This window comes from Pseudooceanicola sp. NS-SX9, assembly GCF_057380705.1.
This window is the reverse complement of record NZ_CM170818.1, coordinates 3,053,396-3,076,016: the sequence shown is the minus strand read 5'-3', so window position 1 is coordinate 3,076,016 and position 22,621 is coordinate 3,053,396. Positions and strand designations below refer to the sequence as shown.

The following is a 22,621-nucleotide window of genomic DNA, read 5'->3' as shown; positions in this document are numbered from 1 at the left end:
TTGGACGCAACGGCTGAAATCTTCGCGTCCATGTAACGCGAAGGAGTGTGGAATGTCGTTTCCGAAAAAGGGCAGGTTCTTTCCGGGGCAAAGCGGGGGCAATGGCAAGGGGCAGACACCTGCGAATGGCAGCTTTGCCGAAGAGATCGCGGCAGCCTTGAAGCGGTCGATTGGACAGAACCGGGCCGGAGTAAAGACCGTGGCAGCCTGGACGGGGGCCAACGAGAAGACGGTGAAGAACTGGCTTTCGGGAACCTACGGTCCGAGCGGTGCGCATCTGATCGCGCTGGCGCGCCATTCAGACGAGGTTCTGGCCACGGTCCTTGCCATGGCGGGGCGCGAGGATCTCATGGTCGCCATCAAGCTCGTGGTGGCAGAGCAGGCTGTGGCGGAATTGCTCGAGGCGGTGCGGCAGCTGCACCGTCTCGACCCCTGCGAGACGCGCATTTGATCGCATGCCCGCTGTTTTGCCCACAATCGCGCGCAAAATTTCCCGGCGATCCCATGCGGAGCGGAACGCGAGAGCCTTGCCTGTCCGGGTCGTTTTCCGCGCCATTTTCCGCGCCAGAGGGGTCTCTCGATCCGGCTGCGGGCGGATTTGCCTTTCCCTGGTTCTGCGGAAGGGGCCGGGCCCTGTCCCGGCGCAACTAGGCCTGAAAGTGGTCTTCTTGGGGCGCCTTCGGCCTTGCCATCCAACGCCAGATGCTGCTGTCCATCGCGATATCCGTTGCGGCGCTCTGCCTTGTCGCCTGCGCAGGTTTTCAGCGGGGCGGCACAGCGGCTGCGGGAGGACCCTGATCTTCTGAATTCGTGAAGACTGGTTTCCTTTTGGGTCTGCCTGAGGCGCCCCGCACTGGCGCCAGACGGCACGGGGTGCGCCTGTCCAGGAGCATGGTTCCGGGGCAGTTCAGGTTGGATCGCGTTTGCCCTCAACCGGCCAAGGCGGTGTGAAACGCGGTCGGACGGGGCTGGCTGCGGAACAGGACGGGCCCTTTGGCGATCCTGGAAGGTCTTCTTCCGATACGGGCGGCCTTGGGGCGTCTGATCGGGAAAACGTTCTTCGCGATTTCAGGGAAACCGAGCGTTCACGCAGCCTCAGGCGATTATAACCCCGTGACCGCGCCGATCTGGAGAAAGTCTTATGGATCCATGGGGATCTGCGAGATCTGCAGCGATGCCTTGCCGAATGACAGGACGTGTGCAACCGGCAGCGCCAGCCCGGCACCCAAGGAGCGCCTTCGAGAGCGCATGCGCGACGCGGGGCCGGCCGAGGCCGCCTATGGCCTGGAAAGAGGCCGCCTATGGCCTGGAAAGAGGCCGCCTATGGCCTGGAAAGAGGCCGCCTATGGCCTGGAAAAGGCGTTCATCCCTTCCCGGACGCATGGCCCGGGCGAGGGACGAATTGAAGCCCTGCCGGATCACCCGACGCGGCCCTCAGCCTTCCGGGGGGTGCTGCCGGGCAAGGGCGAGCGCGGTGCGGATGGCGGTCTCCAGATCGTCCGGCGCGCAGGGCTTCAGCAAGACCGGCGCCTTCACCGTCATACGTTCGGTCAGGTCGGCGCCGGTATTGCCGCTTTGGTACAGGATGGGCACGCCGGGATGCAGGCGGCGGGCATGTTCGGCCAGGCGGAAGCCATCGATGCTGCCGGGCATGATGATGTCGGTCAGCAGCAGGTCGAAGGCCACTCCGGTGCGTATCTGCTCCAGGGCGCTGTTGCCGTCATCGGCCAGGTGCAGCTCGAAGCCGGCGTTTTCCAGGGTGATCCGCATCAGCTCTCGCAGGTTGGGATCGTCCTCGACCAGAAGGATGCGGGGAGGGCCTGTGCGCGCGGGTTCAGGGGCGGGCTCGGGGGCGGGCCGGGGGGCCGGTTCAGTTCGGGGCGGGGTGCTGCCGCGCGGCAGCAGCAGGTGCACCGCGGTGCCGGTGCCGGTTCCGGCGGTGATCTTCATGTCGCCGCCGGCGCTTTGGATGAAACTGTAGGTGATCGGCAGGCCGAGCCCCGATCCGGCATGGTCGGGCTTGGTGGTGAAGAAGGGCTCGAAGGCGCGGCGGCGGATGTCCGGGCTCATCCCCGGACCATCGTCCGAGACCGTCAGCTCTACATGGCCGCGAGAGGTGTTGCGCGACAGCTCGGCTCCGGCCAGGCCCAGGGCCGGGCGGGTGGTGTTGGCGTCGATCTGCCGAAAGGTCTTGGGGCCGCGGCTGGCGCGCGCCGACAGCGTGATCACCTGACCCCGCCCCGAGGCCAGCATTGCCTCTTGCGCGTTCAGCACCAGGCTGGCCAGCGCCGCCGACAGCTGTTCGGGGTCGGCATGGACGGTCAGGCCCGGGTCGGCGACATCGATGTGCAGGCGCAGGCCCGGGGGCAGCCCGGGTTGCAGGCGGGCCTGCAGGGCTGCGAACAGATCCGAGGCCAGCCGGGTCTCGGGCGTGCCCGGGTTCGGCCGCGCAAAGGCCAGCAGCTTGGTCGTCAGCGCCTGGCCGCGCTCGATCGCGCGCCGGCCGCTTTGCAGGAATTTGGCCGAGGTCTCGGGGATGTCGTCGCCCAGGGCAAGTTCCAGCGCGTAATAGACCGTGGCCAGAAGGTTGTTGACGTCATGCACGATGCCCGAGGTCAGTTCCCCGACCGCGTTGATGCGTTCCTTCAGCTCGGTCGCTTCGTGCTGGCGGGCGCGGCGGGCATTGCGGGCGGCGATCAGCGCCGTGATCACGGTGGCGGCGATGGCAAACAGCAGCAGCGACAGCCCCAGGATCATCAGCCGGGCGGTCAGCCGGTCGCGGGTCAGCCAGTCATCAAGCGCGGCCTGGGCCTGGACATGAATGGAATCGATATCGGCCCGGGCGTCGGCATCGCTGTAGCGCACCAGGGTGTCGACATCATGGATGCTTTCGCCCGCCGCGATGGCCCGCCGCGCGACCTCTAGGTTGTTGCGATAGGCGGTCAGGGTGCGTTCCAGCGCCGTCACGTCCAGCGGCCGGTTCATTTGGGCGACCAGGCTGCGGATCTGCTCGATCTCGGTCATGGCCGCATCATAGTCGCTGACGGCGCGGCTATAGTAGGCGGGTTCGGTCGGGCGCAGGATGTAGTTCTTGAAATTGTGGATGAATCCGTCGTAGCCCAGCGTCCGCTCCAGGTTTTGCAGGGCGCTCGGCAGCTGGTTGGCGGCGATCTGCGCCTCCGAGAAGCGGTTGCTGACCAGCAGGTTCAGCATCGGAACCATCCCCAGACAGACCACGGCCACTACCGCCAGGCCGATCTGGCCCAGGCGGTGCTGCAGCAGGCGCGCGAGAGAGGTCCTGACGCTGGGGGTCGAGGCAGAGCGCTCCTTGGGCATGGAATTCCGGGTCTTCGATAGGGCAGGGTTGCGCGGGGCCTGCCCGCTCGGCGCGAAGGTACTCGGGAAACGATCCGTTGCAAATGAATTGTTGCATCGAAATGTCAGGATCGGCCGGGTTGTACCGGGCTCTGTCGATTTTGTCCCCCTTTGTCGGCCTGGGGCCGCGCGTCCTGCCCCTGCGGCAATCCGTGCCATGGCCCGGTCTGCGGTCTGCGTTAGGGTTGCCCTACGGCCCTTTGTCCGGGCGATGACATCCAATGAAATGACATTGGTGTCATCTTGACAATCACGTCAATTTGAGGCGAGGTGAACGCAACGGCCCCCGGCCTGTCGCGTCAGGGGCCCGCCAATCCGTCCCGGAGGTGCCATGAGGTTTCCCCTGTCCATCGCCGCGACCTGTGCCCTTCTGGCGGCGCCCGGCCTGCTGCAGGCGCGCGAGGCGCTGCCGGTGCAGCTGGTCACCGTGAAGACCGGCCCGCAAAGCCAGCCCTTCCGCCTGGCCGGCACGATCCAGGCGGTGGAAAGCTATTCGGCCGGGTTCCGCGATGGCGGCCGGGTGATCTCGGTCTCGGTGGATGTGGGCGATGTGGTCCATGCCGGCGACGAGATCGCCCGCGTCGATCCCGCCCAGGCCGAGGCGGCGCTGCGTTCGGCCCAGGCGGCGCTGGATGCGGCGCAGGCGGGGCTGGTGCAGGCGCAACAGGCGCGTGACCGGGCGCAGGGGCTGCTGGAACGCGGCTCGGGCACGCAGGCGGATCTGGACAGTGCCACCGAAAGCTACCTGACGGCGAAGGGATCGCGTGACCAGGCGCAGGCGCAGCGCGCCGCCGCCGCCCGCACCGCCGAGGACACCGTGCTGCGCGCGGTCGAGGACGCGGTGGTGACGGCGCGGTCCGCCCAGCCGGGGCAGGTGGTGGGGGCGGGCACGGCGATCGTGACGCTGGCCGGGCTGAGCGGCCGCCAGGCGGTCTTTCTGGCCCCCGACATGGAGGACCTGGACCAGGCGATGGGCGCGCGGGTGACGATCCGGCCGGTGACCGGCAGCACGGATCAGGCGGTGACGGCGGTGGTGACCGAGATCTCTCCGGTGGTGGCCGACAATGGCACGGTCACGACCAAGGTGCGCATCGACGATGCGGCGGCGCAGGGCTTTACCATCGGCGAGGCGGTCGAGGGCGCGCTGTCGCTGACCCTGCCACCGGCGATCACCGTGCCCTGGACGGCGCTGACCGCCACGGCGCAGGGCCCGGCGGTCTGGGCGGTGGACATGAAGACCATGCAGGTGGCGCTGCGGCCGATCACCATCGGGTCCTACACGGATGACGGCATCCGCGTCGCTGCGGGTCTGGCCGATGGCGACGTGGTGGTGGGGCAGGGGTCCCAGGGGCTGTATCCCGGCCGGGTCGTGGTGCAGGAGGCGGGCGAATGAGGATCACGCTGCGGATGCTGGCGTTGCTGATGCCGCTGGCGGGACAGGTGCAGGCGCAGGACGGCGCGCCGCGGCCGGTCGTGTCCGAGATCGTCAGCGCCGACCCGACCCGCGAACGCGCCTTTCCGGGCGTGATCGAGGCCGCGCATGAGACCGCGCTGGCCTTCCAGACCGTCGGCCGCATCGCGACGCTGTCGGTGCAGGTGGGCGACCGGGTGCACAAGGGGCAGATGCTGGCGACGCTCGACCGGGTCAGCCTGCAGGAGGACGTGGATGCGGCCGCCGCGGCGCTGGCCTCGGCGCAGGCGCAGGCGGAATATGCCCGGCAAAGCTGGACGCGGGTGCAGTCGCTGCATGCGCGCGCCATTGCCAGCGAGTCCGACCTAGAGAGCGCACGGGCGAGCTATGATTCCGCGGCCGCGTCGGCTGTCTCGGCGCAGGCGGATCTGGACCGCGCGCAGGATGCGCTCGACTATGCCACGCTGACCGCGCCCGATGACGGCATCGTGCTGTCGAAGGCGGTCGAGGCGGGCACGGTGGTGTCCTCGGGGACGACGGTGCTGACGCTGGCGGATGTGCAGGGCCGCGAGGCGGTGATCGACGTGCCGGCGGAATTCCTGGCGGTGCTGCCGAAGGATGCGGTCTTTACCCTGCGCCGGCAGGAGGGCGAGGCCGAAAGCGCCCGCGCCACCCTGCGGCTGGTGGAACCGGTGGCCGATGACACGCTGCGCGGCCGTACGCTGAAGCTGGCGATCGCGGACGCCCCCGGCACGCCGATGTTCCGGCTGGGGTCGCTGGTGCGCGCCACCTATGCCCCCGCCGGAGAAGAGGTCATCACCCTGCCGAAGACCGCCATCACCGGCCCCGCCGATGCCCCCAGCGTCTGGCGCGTCACCTTCGACAGCCGCGCGGTGGTCGAGGTGCCGGTGACGCTGGGCGCCGCGCTGGGCAACCGCGTCGAGATCCGCGACGGCGTCGAGGTCGGGGACGAGATCGTCACCCGCGGCGCGCAGTCCCTGAAGGAAGGCCAGATCGTCGGAGAGCGCGAACAATGAGCCGTTTCAACCTGTCCGACTGGGCGCTGAACCACCGCTCTTTCGTGTGGTTCCTGATGATCGTGTCGATGGTGGCGGGGATCTTCGCCTACAGCTCGATGGGGCGCGAGGAAGACCCGAGCTTTGCCATCAAGACCATGGTGATCGGCGCCGCCCTTCCCGGCGCCACAGCCGAGGAAACCGTCACCCAGGTCACCGACCGGATCGAGAAGAAGTTGCAGGAGCTGGATACGCTCGACTACACCCATTCGGTGACCTACCCGGGCCAGGCCGTCGTCTATGTCGAGCTGCGCGACACCACCCCCTCGGCCGAGGTCGAGCAGATCTGGCTGCGGGTCCGCCAGATGATGGCCGACATCAAGGGCGACATGCCCGATGAATTCACCGGCTTCTCGTTTGATGACGATTTCGGCGATGTCTATGGCTCGATCTACGCCTTCACCGGCGACGGCTATTCCCCGCGCGAGCTGGAAAAGAAGGTCGATGCGGTGCGCGACGAGGTGCTGCAGCTGCCCGATGCCGGCAAGGTCGAGCTGGTCGGTACCCGCGATCCGGTGGTGCATATCGAATTCTCGAATGCCCGGCTGGCGGCTTTGGGCCTCGACAAGCAGACGGTGCTGGACACGCTGGCGGCGCAGAACGCCATCGTGCCCTCGGGGATCATCCACACCGGGGCGGAACAGATCCTGGTGCGCACCTCGGGCAATTTCACCTCGGCCGAGGACATGGCCTATGCGCCGCTGCGCGCAGGCAGCACCTTCTTCACGCTTTCGGACGTGGCGACGGTGACGGCGGGCTACGAAGACCCGCCCTCGTCGCTGTTCCGCGTCAACGGTCACGAGGGCATCGCGCTGGCCATCGGCATGCGCGAGGGCGAGAACATCCTGGACTTTGGCCAGCAGCTGGAGGCGCTGATGACCCGGGTCAAGGCGCAGCTGCCGGTGGGGATCGAGATGACCCGCATAGCCGACCAGCCGCAGGTGGTGGACGACAGCGTCAGCCATTTCGTGCGCGCCCTGGCCGAGGCGGTGGTCATCGTGCTGCTGGTCAGCTTCGTGTCGCTGGGCCTGCGGGCGGGGATGGTCGTCACGCTGTCGATCCCGCTGGTGCTGGCGATCACCTTCGTGCTGCTGGATGCCATCGGGGTGACGCTGCAGCGGGTGTCGCTGGGGGCGCTGATCATCGCGCTTGGCCTGCTGGTCGATGACGCGATGATCGCCATCGAGACGATGATTTCCCGGCTGGAACAGGGCGACAGCCGCCTGAAGGCCGCCAGTTACGCCTGGACCTCGATCGCCTTCCCGATGCTGACCGGCACGCTGGTGACGGTGGCGGGCTTCATCCCGATTGCGCTGAACAGTTCGCAGGCGGGGGAATACACCCGATCGCTCTTTTACGTGATCGCGATTTCGCTGGTGCTCAGCTGGGGCGTGGCGGTGCTGTTCGCGCCGGTGCTGGGGGCGACGTTCCTGCCGAAGACGCTGAAGCACAAGACGCAGGCGGCGGGTCCGGTCCGGCGCGCCTTCCACCGCGCGCTGCGGCTGGCGATGCAGTTCAAATGGGTGACGCTGGGGCTGACGGTGCTGGTTTTCGCGGCCTCGGTCGTGGGGCTGCGCCATGTCGAGCAGCAGTTCTTCCCGACCTCGGACCGCCCCGAGATCCTGGTCGACGTGACGCTGCGCCAGAATGCCGATTTCGACGCCACCGACAGTGCCATCAAGGGCTTTGAAACCTGGCTGGCCCAGCAGACCGAGGCCAGCTACTGGTCAACCTACGTGGGCCGCGCCGCGCCGCGCTTCATCCTGACGCTGGATGCGCCCACCGCGACGCCCAACATGGGGCAGGTGGTGATCCAGACCCCGGGGATCGCCGCGCGCAACGCCCTGACCGAAAAGATCCGCGCCTATGATGCCGCGGCCGCCGGGGTGGAATTCTATCCCAAGTTCCTCTCGCTCGGGCCGCCGGTGGGCAAGCCGGTGCAGTTCCGCGTCTCGGGCAGTGATCCTTCGGTGCTGCGCGACACGGCGCGCGACCTGGCGGGGGTGCTGGGCAAGGACCCGCGTCTGACCGCGATCACCCTCGACTGGAGCGAACCCGCCCGTGTCGTCCGGGTCGAGCTGGACCAGGCGCGGCTGCGCCAGCTGGGGCTGACCCAGCAGGATGTGGCGCAGGCCCTTTATTCCCTGTTCGAGGGCGCCTCGGTCACCGATCTGCGCGACGGCGACAAGCTGGTCGAGGTTCTGGCCCGCGGCGTGCAGGATGACCGGACCTCGCTTGCGACGCTTGAGAACCTGCAGTTCGGCAATTCCGACGGCCAGCCGGTGCCGCTGTCGTCCTTTGCCCGGCTGGACTGGACCACCGAACAGCCGGTGATCTACCAGCGCGACCGGGTGCCCACCATCACGGTCGAGGCCGCGGTGCTGGGCGATACCCAGCCCGCCACCATCGTCGCCGACCTGGCACCGCAGATCGCGGCCTTCCGCGCCCGGATGCCGCTGGGCTACGGCGTGGCCGCGGGCGGCGCGGTCGAGGAAAGCGGCAAAAGCCAGGCGCCGATCCTGGCAGTGGTGCCGGTCATGGTGCTGGTGATGCTGACGCTGGTCATGGTGCAGATGCAAAGCTTCCGGCTGATGTTCGTGGTGCTGGCGGTGGCGCCGCTGGGGCTGATCGGGGTGGTGGCGGCGCTGCTGCCCTCGGGGGCGCCCCTGGGCTTTGTCGCCATTCTGGGGGTGCTGGCGCTGATCGGCATCCTGATCCGCAACTCGATCATCCTGTTCCAGGAGGTGAAGGACCTGCTGGCGAAGGGGCGCAGCCGCTGGGATGCGGTGTTCGAGGCCTCGGACAGCCGCGCCCGCCCGATCCTGCTGACCGCCGCCGCGGCAAGCCTTGCCCTGATCCCGATCTCGCGGCAGGTGTTCTGGGGCCCGATGGCCTATGCGATGATGGGCGGGATCATCGCGGGGACGATGATCACGCTGCTGTTCGCGCCGGCGCTTTACTGCGCGGTCTTCGGGGTCAGGCCACCGAAGGACACCGCATGAGACCCGACCACCGCAAGATCACCGCCGCCTCGCGCCGCGAGAAGACCCGCGCCAGGCTGGTCGAGGCGGCGGTCCTGTCGATGGCCGCCAAGGGGCCCGGCGGCGTGGTGATCGAGGATATCGTGGCCCAGGCCGGGGTCGCGCGCGGCACGTTCTACACCTATTTCACCCATCTCGACGATGCCCTGCTGGCCGCCCGCCAGACCGTTGCGCGCGAACTGATCGCGCTGGTGCTGGCGCAGGAAAGCCCCTCGGATGATCCGGCCGAGGCCCTGGCCTGCGACCTGCTGACCTTTCTGGCCACCTTCCGCCGCTACCCGCTGATCGCGGCCTTCCACGCCCGCATGGGCATGCCGCATGACGCCCCCGCCAGCCTGCTGCACGAGGTCATCCCGCCCTACCTGAACTGGGGCACCGGCACGGGGCGGTTCTGCGCCATGCCGCAGGCGCTGGCGCTGGACTTCATCCAGATGGCGCTGCTGTCGGTATCGCGCCGCGCCTGCGAGGGGCGCGACCCCGAGGCGCCCGCCGTCGTGGCGGCCCTGCTGCGCCTGCTGGGCCTGCCCCCGGAGGAGGCCGCCCGGCTGGCCGCCTGCCCGGTGCCGCTGCTGGAGGCCCCCGAGGGCAGCCTGATCGCCCGCGCTGCCGGTCTGCGCCGGGCCCTGAGCTGATCTTTGTTCACTCTGTTCAGTCTGAATTGAACGAGGCGCGCGAATCTGCCACCCTTCCGGCATGAGTGACACCGCCGCCTCCGATTTCATCGCGCTGATGGGCCTGATCCTGCAGGAGCAGGGCAAGCCGCGCATCGCCGGACAGATCTTTGCCTACCTGCTGCTGGAGGGCGCGCCGCGCAGCCTTCAGCAGATTGCCGAAGGCTTGCAGGTCTCGAAGGCCTCGGCCTCGACCAATACGCGGCTGTTGGAATCCCAGGGCGCGCTGAAACGTGTGGCTGCCATGGGGCAGCGGCAGGATCACTACATGCTGGTCGAGCATCCGAACGAACAGATCCTGGCGCAGATCGCGCAGCGCTTTCGCCGCAATGCCGCCCGGATCGAGGAGGTCTCGGACCGGTTCGCGCCGGATCAGGCGCCGGCGGGGCAAAGGGTGCGCGACTTTGCCGGCTTCTACCGCCGCTCGGCCGATTTCCTCGAAACCTGGCGCGACCACCTGGCCGAGGCCGGTGGCACGACCTGTCCCGCCCCCGACACCCGCATCCGTTAGGACCCGCCATGTCCGACCGACCCCAGGCACCCGAGAAACCCGACTGGGCCCTGAGCGGCGCCGAACGGCGCAACCGGGCGCGGGCGGCGCAGGGGCTGCCGCCGCGCCGCCGCCGCTGGCCCTGGGTGCTGCTGCTGCTGGTGCTGGTGGCGGGGGGGGGTGTGATGATCCGAAAGGGGCGCGCCGCCCATCCCGCGCCCCAGGCCGAGGCAGCGCAGGTCACGATGCAGCTTCTGCCGTCCGAGCTGGTGACGCTGCAGCCGCAGCCCCTGCGTGACACGGTGAAGGTCACCGGCGCGCTGTCGCCGGTGCGCCAGGTGCATCTGTCGGCCGAGGTTTCGGGGCGGCTGGCGCAGGTGCTGGTGCGGGCGGGCGATCACGTCGCCCGAGGTCAGCCGCTGGCGCAGATCGACACCGAAACGCTGCAGAACACCCTCGACCAGAGCCTGGCCAATGCCGAGGCGACGGCCGCCCAGCTGCGCCTTGCCCAGGCCGAGCTGGAGCGCACCCGCAACATGGTCAAGCGCGGCGTCGTGGCCTCGACCCAGCTTGAGACCGACCAGGCCAGCGCCGACCAGTTGGCGGCCAGCCTGAAGGCGCTAGAGACCCAGGTGGCGACCGCCCGCGATGCGCTGGCGAAGGCGGCAATCACCGCGCCCTTTGCCGGGGTGATCTCGGCCCGGGATGTCGATCCGGGGGATTACGTCACCACCGGCACGCAGCTGTTCGCGCTGGTCGATCTGCATCAGATGGAATTCGCGGCCAACGTGCCGGTGCGCTATGCGCCGCGCATCCGCCCCGGCCAGCCGGTCGCGCTGACGGTCGAAGGTCTGGGCAGCCGCAGCTTTGCCGGGCAGGTCGACCGCATCAACCCGGTCGCGGTCGAGGGCACCCGGATGCTGCCGGTCTATGTCGGCCTGCCCAATCCCGACGAGGCCCTGCGCGGCGGCATGTTCGCCACCGGTGCGCTGGTGCTGGAGGAAAAGCCCGATGCCCTGGGCCTGCCTGCCGCGGCGGTGCGCAGCGACCGCGACGGGACCTTCGTGCTGAAGCTGGTGAACGATGTCACGCAGCGCCAGCCCGTCACCGTCGCCCGCAGCTGGGACGGTGGCCGCCTGGCCGAGATCGCCTCGGGGCTGGTGCCCGGCGACACGGTGGTGGCCCAGCCGATGGAGGGGCTGCGCGACGGCGCCCGCATCACCCGCATCCCCGAGCCGCAGACGGACTGAGCCGATGATCCTGACGCGCATCTCTGTCGGCCAGCCGGTCTTTGCCACGATGGTCATGCTGGCGATGCTGGTGGTGGGCCTGTTCAGCTATTCCCGCCTGCCGGTCGAACAGCTGCCGAACGTGGATTTCCCGGTGGTGGCCATCGTCACCTCTTATCCCGGCGCCACGCCCGAGGGGGTGGAAAGCGACATCATCAAGCCCATCGAGGAGGCGGTCTCGACGCTTTCCGGGCTCGACACGATCGAGAGCACGGCACAGACCAGTTCCGCGCTGGTGCTGCTGACCTTCCACCTTGAGGTCGACAGCGCCACCGCCGCCCAGGAGGTGCGCGAGAAGGTCGACCAGGTCTCGGGCGATTTCCCGGATGTGGCCGAGGCGCCGCAGATCCTGCGCTTTGATCCCAACGAGCTGCCGATCCTGTCGATCGGCGTCAGTTCCGCCAGCATCGGCCCCGGCGATCTGACCCAGCTGGCCGAGGACGACATCGCGACGCGGCTGGCCAATATCGACGGGGTGGGACGGGCCTCTGTCGTGGGCGGGCGCCCGCGCGAGGTGCAGGTGCGCATCGACCCCGACCGCCAGGCGGCCTTGGGCATCGGCGTGACCGAGGTGACGCAGGCGCTGGCCGCCGACACGATCGACCTTCCCGCGGGCAGCGTCACCGATGGCGGCTCGGAACAGTCGGTGCAGGTGCAGGGGCGGATCCGGGCGCTGCAGGATTTCCAGAACGTCATCGTGGCCAAGCGCGGCGGCGTGCCGGTGCGGCTGGGCGACGTGGCCTGGATCGGCACCGACCTGGCCGATGCCGACAGTCTGGCGATGCTGGATGGCAAGCGGGCGCTGGCCATCGACGTGGTGAAGACGCAGGGCGCCAACACCGTCAGCGTCGCCGCAGCCGTCCGCAAGGAACTGGCGAAGATGCGGAGCGAGCCCGCCTATGACGGCATCGACCTGAAGATCCTGCGCGACAATGCGAAACCGGTCGAGGAAAGCTTCCATTCGGTGCGCTCGATGCTGGTCGAGGGGGCGCTGCTGGCCACGGTGATCGTCTTCCTGTTCCTGAACTCGTGGCGCTCGACGGTGATCACGGGGCTGACGCTGCCGATCTCGGTCATCGGGACGATGGCGGCGATCTATTTCCTGGGCTTCACGCTGAACATGATGACCATGATGGCGCTGTCGCTGTCGGTGGGTCTGCTGATCGACGATGCCATCGTGGTGCGGGAAAACATCATGCGGCACCTGCAGATGGGCAAGTCACACCACGATGCCGCGCTGGAAGGCACGACCGAGATCGGCCTGGCGGTGCTGGCCACCACCCTGTCGATCTGCGCGGTTTTCCTGCCGGTGGCCTTCATGGACGGCATCATCGGGCGCTTCTTCCTGCAATTCGGCATCACCGTTTCCGTGGCGGTGCTGATTTCGCTGTTCGTCAGCTTCACGCTGGATCCGATGATGTCCTCGGTCTGGTATGACCCGACGGCGGTTCCGGGGGTGCGGCGGGGGCCGGTGGGCCGCGCCATCGGCCAGTTCGACCGCGCCTTCGAGGGGCTGGGGCGGCTTTACCTCCGCCTGCTGCGCCTGTGCCTGCGCTGGCGCAAGGTGACGCTGCTGGCGGCGCTGGCGGCCTTTGTCGCGGGCATCATGACCTTCCCGCTGGTGGGCACCGAATTCGTCCCCCCCGCCGACAATTCCGAGGTCCAGGTGGAAATCACCACGCCCGTCGGCTCGACCCTGGACCGCACCGCCGAGAAGATCGCCCAGGTGGATGCCGTGCTGCGCGCCTTCCCCGAGGTGACATCGACCTATGCGACCGTGAATTCCGGCACCCGCAGCGCCTCGAACGTGGCGACGGTCTATGCGCTGATGAGCCCCCCCGAGGCCCGCACCCGCACGCCCGAGGAACTGACCGGCCCGATCCGCCGGGCGCTGCTGGGGGTGCCCGGGGCGCGTTACAAGGTGGCGGCGGATCCCGGGATCGGCGGCATCTCGGCGCCGGTGCAGGTGAAGGTCTATGGCGACAATCTGGATGTGCTGGCGCGGCTGGCGGACCAGCTTGCCGCCAGCATGCGGACCATCCCGGGGCTGGTCGACGTGGTGACGACGCTGGATGATCCGCAGCCGACGCTGTCGGTGCGCATCGACCGGGACGCGGCCTCGGATCTGGGGGTCAGCCTGGCGCAGGTGGGCAATGCGCTGAACCCGATGCTGGAGGGCTCCAGCGTTGCCGACTGGACCGACCCCGAGGGCAAGTCCATCGACGTCACCGTGCGCCTGCCGAAGGGCGACCGAGAGGACCCCTCGGCCCTGGGGGCGCTGCCGATCGTGACGGATGCGGCCGGCACCGGGGTGATCCGGCTGGATCAGATCGCGCAGATCGTACCGGCCTCGGGCCCGGGAGAGATCACCCGCATCGACCGTCAGCGCGCCGTCACCGTCGAGGCGAACCTGGATGGCCGCAAGTCCGGCGACGTCACCCCCGACGTGAAGAAGAAGATCGCCGAACTGGCCGTGCCGCCGGGCTACCGTGCCTCGATGGGCGGGGATGCCGAGGACATTGCCGAGACCTCGGCCACTGCGGGCATGGCGCTGCTGCTGGCGCTGGTCTTCATCTACATGGTGCTGGCCTCGCAGTTCGGCAGCTTCCTGCAGCCCTTCGCCATCATGTCCTCGCTGCCGCTGGCGCTGGTGGGGGTGATGCTGGGGCTGCTGGTGGGGGGCTCGACGATGAACATGTTCTCGGCCATCGGGTTCATCATGCTGATGGGGCTGGTGGTGAAGAACGCCATCCTTCTGGTCGACAATGCCAACCAGCATGTGCGCGGCGGGATGCATCTGTTCGACGCGCTGGTGGCGGCCGGGCAGACCCGGTTCCGGCCCATCGTGATGACGACGCTGGCGATGATCTTCGGGATGCTGCCGCTGGCGCTGAACCTGCACGGCGGATCGGGGCAGAATGCGCCGATGGCCCATGCGGTGATCGGCGGGCTGATCTCCTCGTCCTTGCTGACGCTGGTCGTCGTGCCGGTGCTGCTGACCTATGTGGCAGCCCTGGGCGCCCGGGTGGCGCGGCTGTTCCCCAAGGCCCCCGATGCGGTGTGACGTTCCGTCGAATGCCGCATAGTCCGATGGTCTGACTGGATTCGGGTCAATAAGTCGTTAAGCTTTGACTCGGTAGGCTTGGGGAGAAGCCTGGAGGACCCAGATGGCATTCGACAGTCACGGATATGACCCGTATGACCGCCGGCACCGCGAGGCCGGCACTTTCGATGATACGCCCGATCCGCTGGGTCCGGCCCGGGGGATCGTTTTGGCCCTGGCAGGGGGTGTCCTGGCGCTGGTGGCGGCGGTGCTGGTCCATATGGCCGGGGCCGGGTTGCTGCTGTCGATCCTGACCTATTGCTTGGCGATGCCGGTGCTGGTGCTGGGCCTTGGCCTGCTGTCGGTCCGGCGGCGGGCGGCGCCTGCCGTGGTGCACCGGGCGCCTGCCGCGATGGCCCGCCGGGGCTGAACGCGGCACTGCCCCGGGACCTCGGGTCTCTGATCACGAATCTGTGATATTGGTGAGTGGGGTGTTTGTCCCTCGCGCAAAACGGGCAAGTCTGGACCGGTTCACACCCGACAGACCGGAGCCAAGCGCATGACTCGACTGACCTCTGCCGATTTCCGACCGGAGCTGCTGCAGCTCTATGATCGTTACGCACACGGGATGATTTCCAAGCGCGAGTTCCTGGAGGGCGCGGGGGCCTATGCGGTGGGCGGCATGTCCGCCGCCGCGATCTACCAGGCGATGAAGCCCGACTATGCCCTGGCCGAGCAGGTCTCGTTCACCGATCCCGACATTCATGCGGAATACATCACCTATCCCGCCCCCGAGGGGCACGGAGAGGTGCGCGGCTATCTGGTGAAACCCGCCAAGGCCGAGGGGCCGCTGCCCGCGGTGGTGGTGGTGCACGAGAACCGCGGCCTGAACCCCTATATCGAGGATGTTGCGCGCCGGGTCGCCAAGGCCGGGTTCATCGCGCTGGCACCCGACGGGCTGACGCCGCTGGGGGGCTATCCCGGCAATGACGACGATGGCCGCGCGATGCAGAGCCAGCTGGACCAGGGCAAGCTGCTGAACGATTTCCTGGCCGCCGTGACCTATCTGCAGGGCAGCGACATGACCACCGGCAAGGTGGGGATCACCGGGTTCTGTTATGGCGGCGGGGTCGCCAATGCGGCGGCGGTGGCCTTCCCGGACCTGGGGGCGGCGGTGCCCTTCTACGGCCGGCAACCCAAGGTCGAGGACGTGGCGCGGATCCAGGCACCGCTGCTGATCCATTACGGCGGGCTGGACGAGCGCGTCAACGCCGGCTGGCCGGACTACAAGGCGGCGCTGGAGGCCGGCGGCAAGACCTATGAGGCCTATATCTACGAAGGCGCCAATCACGGGTTCCACAACGATTCCACCCCGCGCTACGATCCCGAACAGGCGGAACTGGCCTGGTCGCGGACGATCGGGTGGTTCGGCAAGTACCTGGCCTGAGAGCGGGGGGCCTGAGAGCGGGGGGCCTGAGAAATGGGAGCCTGAGAGCGGGGCCTGAGAAATGGCGGCCGGGGCGTGGAAGCCCGAGGGGGAGGGGGCGCTGCCCCCGTCCGCCTGCGGCGGACTCCCCCGAGGTATTTGGAACAAGAAAATGAAGGGGCGGCGTTGGGGGCCGCCCCTTTCGTCATTTCTTGCGCATCGCGTTCAGCAGGGCGGCGCCCAGGGCGCTGGGGGCCTCGGATTTCGGGCCGGCGCTGTGCGGCGTGCGGGGGGCGGGCTTGCCGCCCGGTTTGCCACCGGGTTTGCCGCCGGGGGCGGGGCGGCGCGGCTGGGCGTCGCGGGAGCTGCGTTCCTGCTGGGCCGAGGCGCCGCCGTCCTTGCGCATGGTGAGCCCGATGCGCTTGCGGGGGACGTCGACCTCGGTCACCGTGACCTTGACCACGTCGCCGGCCTTGACGACCTCGTGCGGGTCCTTGACGAAGCGGTCGGCCAGCTGGCTGACATGGACGAGGCCGTCCTGGTGCACGCCGATGTCGACGAAGGCGCCGAAGGCCGCGACATTGGTGACCGTGCCTTCCAGGACCATGCCCGGTTTCAGATCGGTGATCTGGTCGACGCCTTCCGCGAAGGTCGCGGTCTTGAAGGTCGGGCGGGGGTCGCGGCCGGGTTTTTCAAGCTCTGACAGGATGTCGCGCACGGTGGGCAGGCCGAAGGTGTCATCGACGAATTGTTCGGCGCGCAGGCCCTTCAGCGCCTCGGGGCGGCCCATGATGTCGCGCAGGTCGCGGCCGCAGGCGGTCACGATCTTGCGGGCGACGCCATAGGCCTCGGGGTGGACCGAGGAGGCATCGAGCGGCTCGGCCCCGTCGCGGATGCGCAGGAAGCCCGCGCATTGCTCGAAGGCCCGGGGACCCAGGCGCGAGACCTTCAGCAGTTCCTTGCGGGAGGTGAAGGCGCCGTTCATCTCGCGATGCGCGACGACGGCTTCGGCCAGCGACGCGCCGAGGCCCGAGACATGCGCCAGCAGCGGCGCCGAGGCGGTGTTGAGATCGACGCCCACGGCGTTCACCGCATCCTCGACCACCGCTTCCAGAGATTTCGTCAGGCGGTGCTGGTCGACATCGTGCTGGTACTGGCCGACGCCGATGGATTTCGGTTCGATCTTGACCAGTTCCGCGAGCGGGTCCTGCAGGCGCCGCGCGATCGACACCGCGCCGCGCAGGCTGACGTCGAGGCCGGGGAATTCCTTCGCCGCCAGTTCCGAGGCGGAGTAGACCGAGGCGCCGGCCTCGCTGACCACGACCTTCTGGGGTTTCTTCACATGGTCGGGGATCATCTTCAGCGTATCGGCGACCAGTTTTTCCGTCTCGCGCGAGGCAGTGCCGTTGCCGATGGCGATCAGTTCGACCCCGTGCTTGGCGATCAGCGCCAGGATGCCCTGCTGGGCGCCACGCATGTCGTTCTTGGGCTGGAACGGGTAGAGCGTGTCGGTTGCCAGCAGCTTGCCGGTGGCATCGACCACGGCGGCCTTGACGCCGGTGCGGATGCCGGGATCGAGGCCCAGCGTCGCCTTGGTGCCGGCGGGGGCGGCCAGCAGCAGGTCCTTGAGGTTGCGGGCGAAGACGGTGATCGCCTCTTCATGGGCACGGGTGCGCATGTCCGACATCAGATCGAGCGTCATCGACAGCGACAGTTTCACCCGCCAGGTCCAGCCCGCAACCTTGCGCAGCCACTGGTCGCCGGGGCCGTTGCCGGAGGCATGAAGCTGGGCCGAGATCATCTCAACCGGGCGGTCGGCGGCATCTTCGGGGGGCGTGACCTCGACCGTCAGGATGCCTTCATTGGCGGCGCGCAGCATGGCCAGCGCCCGGTGGCTGGGGACCTTGGACCAGTCCTCGACATGGGCGAAATAGTCCGAGAACTTGGCGCCTTCCTGTTCCTTGCCGGGCACGACCCTGGCGGTCAGAACGGCCTCGCGCTGCATCCAGCCGCGCAGGCGGCCCAGCAGGTCGGCGTCCTCGGCCATGCGTTCGGTCAGGATGTCGCGCGCGCCATCGAGGGCCGCCTTCACGTCGGCGACCTCTGCGTTCAGGTAGGTCTGCGCCAGCGCCTCGGGGTCCTTGCCGTGATCGCCCAGGATCGCCTCGGCCAGCGGTTCAAGCCCCCGTTCGCGGGCGATCATCGCCTTGGTGCGGCGCTTGGGCTTGTAGGGCAGGTAGATGTCCTCAAGCTCGGCCTTGGTGTCGGCCTGCGCGATCGAGCGTGCCAGCGCATCGGTCATCTTGTCCTGGGACGAGATGCTTTTGACGATGGCGCCGCGGCGGTCTTCCAGTTCGCGCAGGTAGGAGAGGCGGTCGGCCAGGGTGCGCAGCTGGGTGTCGTCGAGGCCCCCGGTGACCTCCTTGCGGTAGCGGGCCACGAAGGGGACGGTGGCGCCCTCGTCCAGAAGACCCACGGCGGCGGTCACCTGCTGCGGACGGGCGCCGATTTCCGAGGCGATGCGGGCGGCGATGCGGGTGGCGGTTTCGGGAGCGGTCTTGTCCAACGGGTCCTCCATGGCTCGGGTGTATCGTTCTAGCCAGCGGGGGCGTGTCCGCCAAGCCTCTTCCCCGGGATCGGCAGTGGCAGGCCGGTTCCCCTGCGGCAGTCGCCGTGGCAGGGTGGCGCGGGGACGAAGGGGGGCAACATGCGCATAAGGGACGAGGAAACGGGGGATCACGCGGCCATCGCGCAGGTCATTGCGGCGGCCTTTGCCAGCCATCCGCACAGCCGCGGGCAAGAGGGCGCCATTGTCGAACGCCTGCGGGCCGATCAGGACCTGCGGCTGTCGCTGGTGGTCGAGGAAGGCGGGCAGGTCGTGGCCCATGCGGCGTTTTCCCCGGTGACGCTGGACGGGCAGGCGGGCGGCTGGCTGGGGCTGGGGCCGATTGCCGTGCGCCCTGACCGCCAGCACCGCGGCATCGGCCGTACCCTGCTGCGCGAGGGGCTGCACCGGCTGCGGCGCGAGGGGGCGGCGGGCTGCGTGGTGCTGGGCGATCCGGGCTGGTACGCGCGCTTTGGCTTTACCCATGATCCGGGGCTGCTGCTGCCGGGGGTGGCGCCGCGCTTCGTGCTGCAGATGCCCTTTGGCGGGGCGCCCGCGCGCGGCACGCTGGCCTATGCGCCCGCCTTCGACACCCCCTGAGGCCGCCTGACACAGATCCCCCTGCGGCCCCCGGGTCACGTTGCGGAAGTGATCAGGCAACGGGCAGATGCGGGGCAGTTGACTTTGCGTGAGCGATGCTCATGCACATTCGTTTGTAGGCGGGAGGGAACCGTGGAAGGTTAACCTCTGGGGGCAACAAGCGGAAAGTCTCATGGCGATCAAGGCGGCGATTCATCACGTAACCCATTACAAATACGACCGTCCGGTGACGCTGGGCCCGCAGATCATCCGTCTGCGCCCGGCGCCGCATTCCCGGACCCCGGTGATTTCCCACAGCCTGAAGGTGACGCCGGACAACCATTTCGTGAACCTTCAGCAGGATCCCTACGGCAACTGGCAGACGCGCTTTGTCTTCCCCGAGCCGGTGCGCGAATTCAAGATCGAGGTCGACGTGGTGGCCGACATGTCGGTCTACAACCCCTTCGACTTCTTCGTCGAGGAAGTCGCCGAGACCTGGCCCTTTACCTACCCCGAGGACATCCAGGACGATCTGTCGATCTACATGACCCCGGAAGAGGTCGGGCCGCATCTGAAGGCCTTCCTGAAGACGCTGGACCGGACCCCGCAGAACACCGTCGACATGCTGGTGGCGCTGAACATGCGCCTGTCGCAGGAGATCGAATACACGATCCGCATGGAACCCGGCGTGCAGACGCCCGAGGAAACCTTCGAGGAAGGCAAGGGATCGTGCCGCGATACCTCGTGGTTGCTGGTGCAGATCCTGCGCAACATGGGGTTGGCGGCGCGCTTCGTCTCGGGCTACCTGATCCAGCTGAAGCCCGACCTGAAGTCCCTTGATGGCCCGTCGGGCACCGAGGTCGATTTTACCGACCTGCATGCCTGGTGCGAGGTCTACCTGCCCGGCGCCGGCTGGATCGGTTTTGATCCGACCTCGGGGCTTTTGACCGGCGAAAGCCACATCCCGCTGGCCGCCACGCCGCATTACCGCAATGCGGCGCCGATCTCGGGGGGGTATTCGGCGGATGAAGGGCTGAAGGTCGAATTCGATTTCGACATGACGGTGACGCGGGTCGCGGAAACCCCGCGCATCACGAAACCCTTCTCGGATGACTCCTGGGAGGCGCTGGATGCCCTTGGCGACAAGGTGGACCAGGCGATCACCGCTGCCGACATGCGCCTGACCATGGGGGGGGAACCCACCTTCGTCTCGATCGACGATTTCGAAAGCGCCGAGTGGAACACCGCCGCCGTCGGTCCGATGAAGCGGGGCCTGGCCGACAAGCTGATCCGCCGCCTGCGCGAGCGTTTCGCGCCCGGCGGCTTCCTGCATTACGGCCAGGGCAAGTGGTACCCCGGCGAGACGCTGCCGCGCTGGACCTTCTCGCTCTACTGGCGGCGTGACGGCAAGCCGATCTGGCACGAGGGATCGCTGATCGCGGACGAGACCCACAAGGCCGAGGTGGGCCCCGAAGAGGCCGAGAAGCTGCTGAAGGCCATGGCCAAGGGGCTGAACCTGGACGAGGACTGCGTGACGCCCGCCTTCGAGGATCCGGCCGAATGGATCCTCAAAGAAGCCCAGCTGCCCGACAACGTGACCCCCGCCAATTCCAAGCTGGAGGACGCCGAGGCCCGCCACCGCATCGCCAAGGTCTTTGATCGCGGCCTGACCAAGCCTTCGGGCTACATCCTGCCGGTGCAGCGCTGGCAGGGGCGGTCGTCCTCGGGGCGCTGGCAGACGGAACTGTGGCGCTTCCGCCGGGGCTTCCTGTATCTGGTTCCGGGGGACAGCCCCGTGGGCTACCGGATGCCGCTGTCGTCGCTGCCCTACCTGTCGCCGGCGGTCTATCCCTATATCCACCCCGCCGATCCGACGATCCCGCGCGGTGATCTGCCCGATTTCGAACGCCGGGTCCGCAAGGGCGAACATCCCTCGGGCGCGCAGGCCGCCGCGATGGAGATGGCGGCGCTGAAGGGCAAGACCGCCGACAGCGAGCAGGCCCGCGCCAGCTTCCGCGAGGACGGCCGCACCCAGGACATGCAGCTGCAGCAATACGTGGGCGAATCCATCGGCGGCTATGTCCGCACCGCGCTGGCGGTGGAACCGCGCGACGGGCGGCTTTGCGTCTTCATGCCGCCGGTGCAGACCATCGAGGATTACCTGGAGCTGCTCTCGATCGCGGAACACGCGGCCGAAGAGGTCGGCCTGCCGGTCCATATCGAGGGCTACGCACCGCCCAACGATCCGCGCATCAACGTCATCCGCGTCGCCCCCGATCCCGGCGTGATCGAGGTCAACATCCACCCCGCAACCAGCTGGGAGGACTGCAAGCAGATCACCGCGGGCGTCTACGAGGATGCGCGCAATTCTCGTCTGGGCGCCGACAAGTTCATGATCGACGGCAAGCATGTCGGCACGGGCGGCGGCAACCACGTCGTCGTCGGCGGGGCCTCGACCAACGACAGCCCCTTCCTGCGCCGCCCGGACCTGCTGAAATCGCTGGTGCTGCACTGGCAGCGGCATCCCTCGATGAGCTACCTGTTCTCGGGCCTCTTCATCGGGCCGACCAGCCAGGCGCCGCGGGTGGACGAGGGGCGGGCCGACAACCTTTACGAACTGGAGATCGCGCTGGCGCAGATCCCGGCGCCGGGGCAGGGCCTGCAGCCGCTGCCGTGGCTGACCGACCGTCTGCTGCGCAACCTGCTGGTGGACGTGACCGGCAACACCCACCGTTCCGAGATCTGCATCGACAAGCTCTATTCGCCGGATGGTCCCACCGGCCGACTGGGCCTGGTGGAATTCCGCGGCTTCGAGATGCCCCCCGATTACCGCATGTCGCTGGCCCAGCAACTGCTGATCCGCGCCCTGCTGGTGCGCTACTGGAACAACCCCATCGGCGGCGATTTCACCCGCTGGGGCACCACGCTGCATGATCGCTTCATGCTGCCGCATTTCCTGTGGCAGGATTTCATGGATGTGCTGGGGGATCTGCGCCGCCATGGCTTTGATTTCCGTCCCGAATGGTACGAGGCCCAGTCCGAGTTCCGCTTCCCCTTCTGCGGCGAGGCCGAATATGACGGCGTGCATCTGGAACTGCGGCAGGCGCTGGAACCCTGGCACGTGCTGGGGGAAACCGGCGCCATCGGCGGCACGGTGCGCTATACCGACAGCTCGACCGAGCGGGTTCAGGTCAAGCTGACCTCGCTTGATCCCAGCCGTTACGTGGTCTGCTGCAATGGCCGGCGGGTGCCGATGGTGGCCTCCGGCACCTCTGGCGAGGTGGTCGGCGGCATCCGCTACAAGGCATGGCAGCCGCCCGAGGCGATGCATCCGGTGATCCCGGTGCACACGCCGCTGACGCTGGATATCTTCGACAGCTGGTCGGGGCGCGCCATCGGCGGCTGCACCTACCACGTCGCCCACCCGGGCGGGCGCAACTATGAAACCTTCCCCGTCAACGCCAACGAGGCCGAGGCCCGCCGACTGGCGCGCTTTGAGGCACGCGGCCACACGCCGGGATTGTACATGCCGCCGCAGGAAATCCGGCACGGGGAATTCCCGCTGACCCTTGACCTTCGGCGTCCGGCTGGCATCTAGGAAGCGGGCCGGGGATT

General features: G+C 68.2%; 14 protein-coding genes. 12 read left to right on the top strand and 2 right to left on the bottom strand.

Annotation, left to right across the window (positions count from 1 at the left end; all coding sequences use genetic code 11):
• The first annotated feature begins 52 nt into the window (after positions 1-52).
• On the top strand, positions 53-451 hold the full coding sequence (locus tag AC2ITM_RS14550; RefSeq protein ID WP_486467350.1) for a hypothetical protein: 399 nt from the start codon (positions 53-55) through the stop codon (positions 449-451).
• Positions 452-1,434: 983 nt separating this feature from the next.
• On the opposite strand, the gene AC2ITM_RS14545 is transcribed toward AC2ITM_RS14550, so the two are convergent.
• Positions 1,435-3,336: a response regulator gene (locus AC2ITM_RS14545; protein ID WP_486467349.1), complete on the bottom strand. Its 1,902-nt coding sequence runs from the start codon at positions 3,334-3,336 to the stop codon at positions 1,435-1,437.
• Positions 3,337-3,706: 370 nt separating this feature from the next.
• Between AC2ITM_RS14545 and AC2ITM_RS14540 the strand changes: the two genes are divergently transcribed.
• The 9 genes from AC2ITM_RS14540 (at position 3,707) to yghX (ending at position 15,843) form a co-directional block, all read left to right on the top strand.
• Positions 3,707-4,768: an efflux RND transporter periplasmic adaptor subunit gene (locus AC2ITM_RS14540; protein WP_486467348.1), complete on the top strand. Its 1,062-nt coding sequence runs from the start codon at positions 3,707-3,709 to the stop codon at positions 4,766-4,768.
• Positions 4,765-5,823, top strand: a complete 1,059-nt coding sequence (locus tag AC2ITM_RS14535) for an efflux RND transporter periplasmic adaptor subunit (protein WP_486467347.1) — start codon at positions 4,765-4,767, stop codon at positions 5,821-5,823. The genes AC2ITM_RS14540 and AC2ITM_RS14535 overlap by 4 nt, the downstream gene beginning before the upstream one ends.
• Positions 5,820-8,864, top strand: coding sequence for an efflux RND transporter permease subunit (locus AC2ITM_RS14530; protein WP_486467346.1), 3,045 nt, complete (start codon positions 5,820-5,822; stop codon positions 8,862-8,864). Before AC2ITM_RS14535 ends, AC2ITM_RS14530 begins: the two co-directional genes overlap by 4 nt.
• Positions 8,861-9,535, top strand: a complete 675-nt coding sequence (locus AC2ITM_RS14525) for a TetR/AcrR family transcriptional regulator (protein WP_486467345.1) — start codon at positions 8,861-8,863, stop codon at positions 9,533-9,535. Before AC2ITM_RS14530 ends, AC2ITM_RS14525 begins: the two co-directional genes overlap by 4 nt.
• 61 nt (positions 9,536-9,596) lie before the next feature.
• Positions 9,597-10,085: a GbsR/MarR family transcriptional regulator gene (locus AC2ITM_RS14520; protein WP_486467344.1), complete on the top strand. Its 489-nt coding sequence runs from the start codon at positions 9,597-9,599 to the stop codon at positions 10,083-10,085.
• Between the two features lie 8 nt (positions 10,086-10,093).
• On the top strand, positions 10,094-11,314 hold the full coding sequence (locus AC2ITM_RS14515) for an efflux RND transporter periplasmic adaptor subunit (protein ID WP_486467343.1): 1,221 nt from the start codon (positions 10,094-10,096) through the stop codon (positions 11,312-11,314).
• Between the two features lie 4 nt (positions 11,315-11,318).
• On the top strand, positions 11,319-14,417 hold the full coding sequence (locus AC2ITM_RS14510) for an efflux RND transporter permease subunit (protein ID WP_486467342.1): 3,099 nt from the start codon (positions 11,319-11,321) through the stop codon (positions 14,415-14,417).
• 103 nt (positions 14,418-14,520) lie between these two features.
• The gene (locus AC2ITM_RS14505) at positions 14,521-14,826 is read left to right on the top strand and encodes a hypothetical protein (RefSeq protein ID WP_486467341.1); all 306 of its coding nucleotides are present in this window, start codon (positions 14,521-14,523) and stop codon (positions 14,824-14,826) included.
• Between the two features lie 129 nt (positions 14,827-14,955).
• Positions 14,956-15,843 (top strand): YghX family hydrolase, encoded by an 888-nt coding sequence (gene yghX / locus AC2ITM_RS14500; protein ID WP_486467340.1) that lies wholly within the window; start codon positions 14,956-14,958, stop codon positions 15,841-15,843.
• A 184-nt stretch (positions 15,844-16,027) separates the two neighbouring features.
• On the opposite strand, the gene AC2ITM_RS14495 is transcribed toward yghX, so the two are convergent.
• Positions 16,028-18,400, bottom strand: a complete 2,373-nt coding sequence (locus AC2ITM_RS14495) for a Tex family protein (protein ID WP_486467339.1) — start codon at positions 18,398-18,400, stop codon at positions 16,028-16,030.
• A 129-nt stretch (positions 18,401-18,529) separates the two neighbouring features.
• On the opposite strand from AC2ITM_RS14495, the gene AC2ITM_RS14490 reads away from it, so the two are divergent.
• Both AC2ITM_RS14490 and AC2ITM_RS14485 read left to right on the top strand, forming a co-directional pair.
• Positions 18,530-19,027: a GNAT family N-acetyltransferase gene (locus AC2ITM_RS14490; protein WP_486467338.1), complete on the top strand. Its 498-nt coding sequence runs from the start codon at positions 18,530-18,532 to the stop codon at positions 19,025-19,027.
• 172 nt (positions 19,028-19,199) lie between these two features.
• Positions 19,200-22,604: a transglutaminase family protein gene (locus tag AC2ITM_RS14485; protein WP_486467337.1), complete on the top strand. Its 3,405-nt coding sequence runs from the start codon at positions 19,200-19,202 to the stop codon at positions 22,602-22,604.
• The last annotated feature ends 17 nt before the right edge of the window (positions 22,605-22,621 follow it).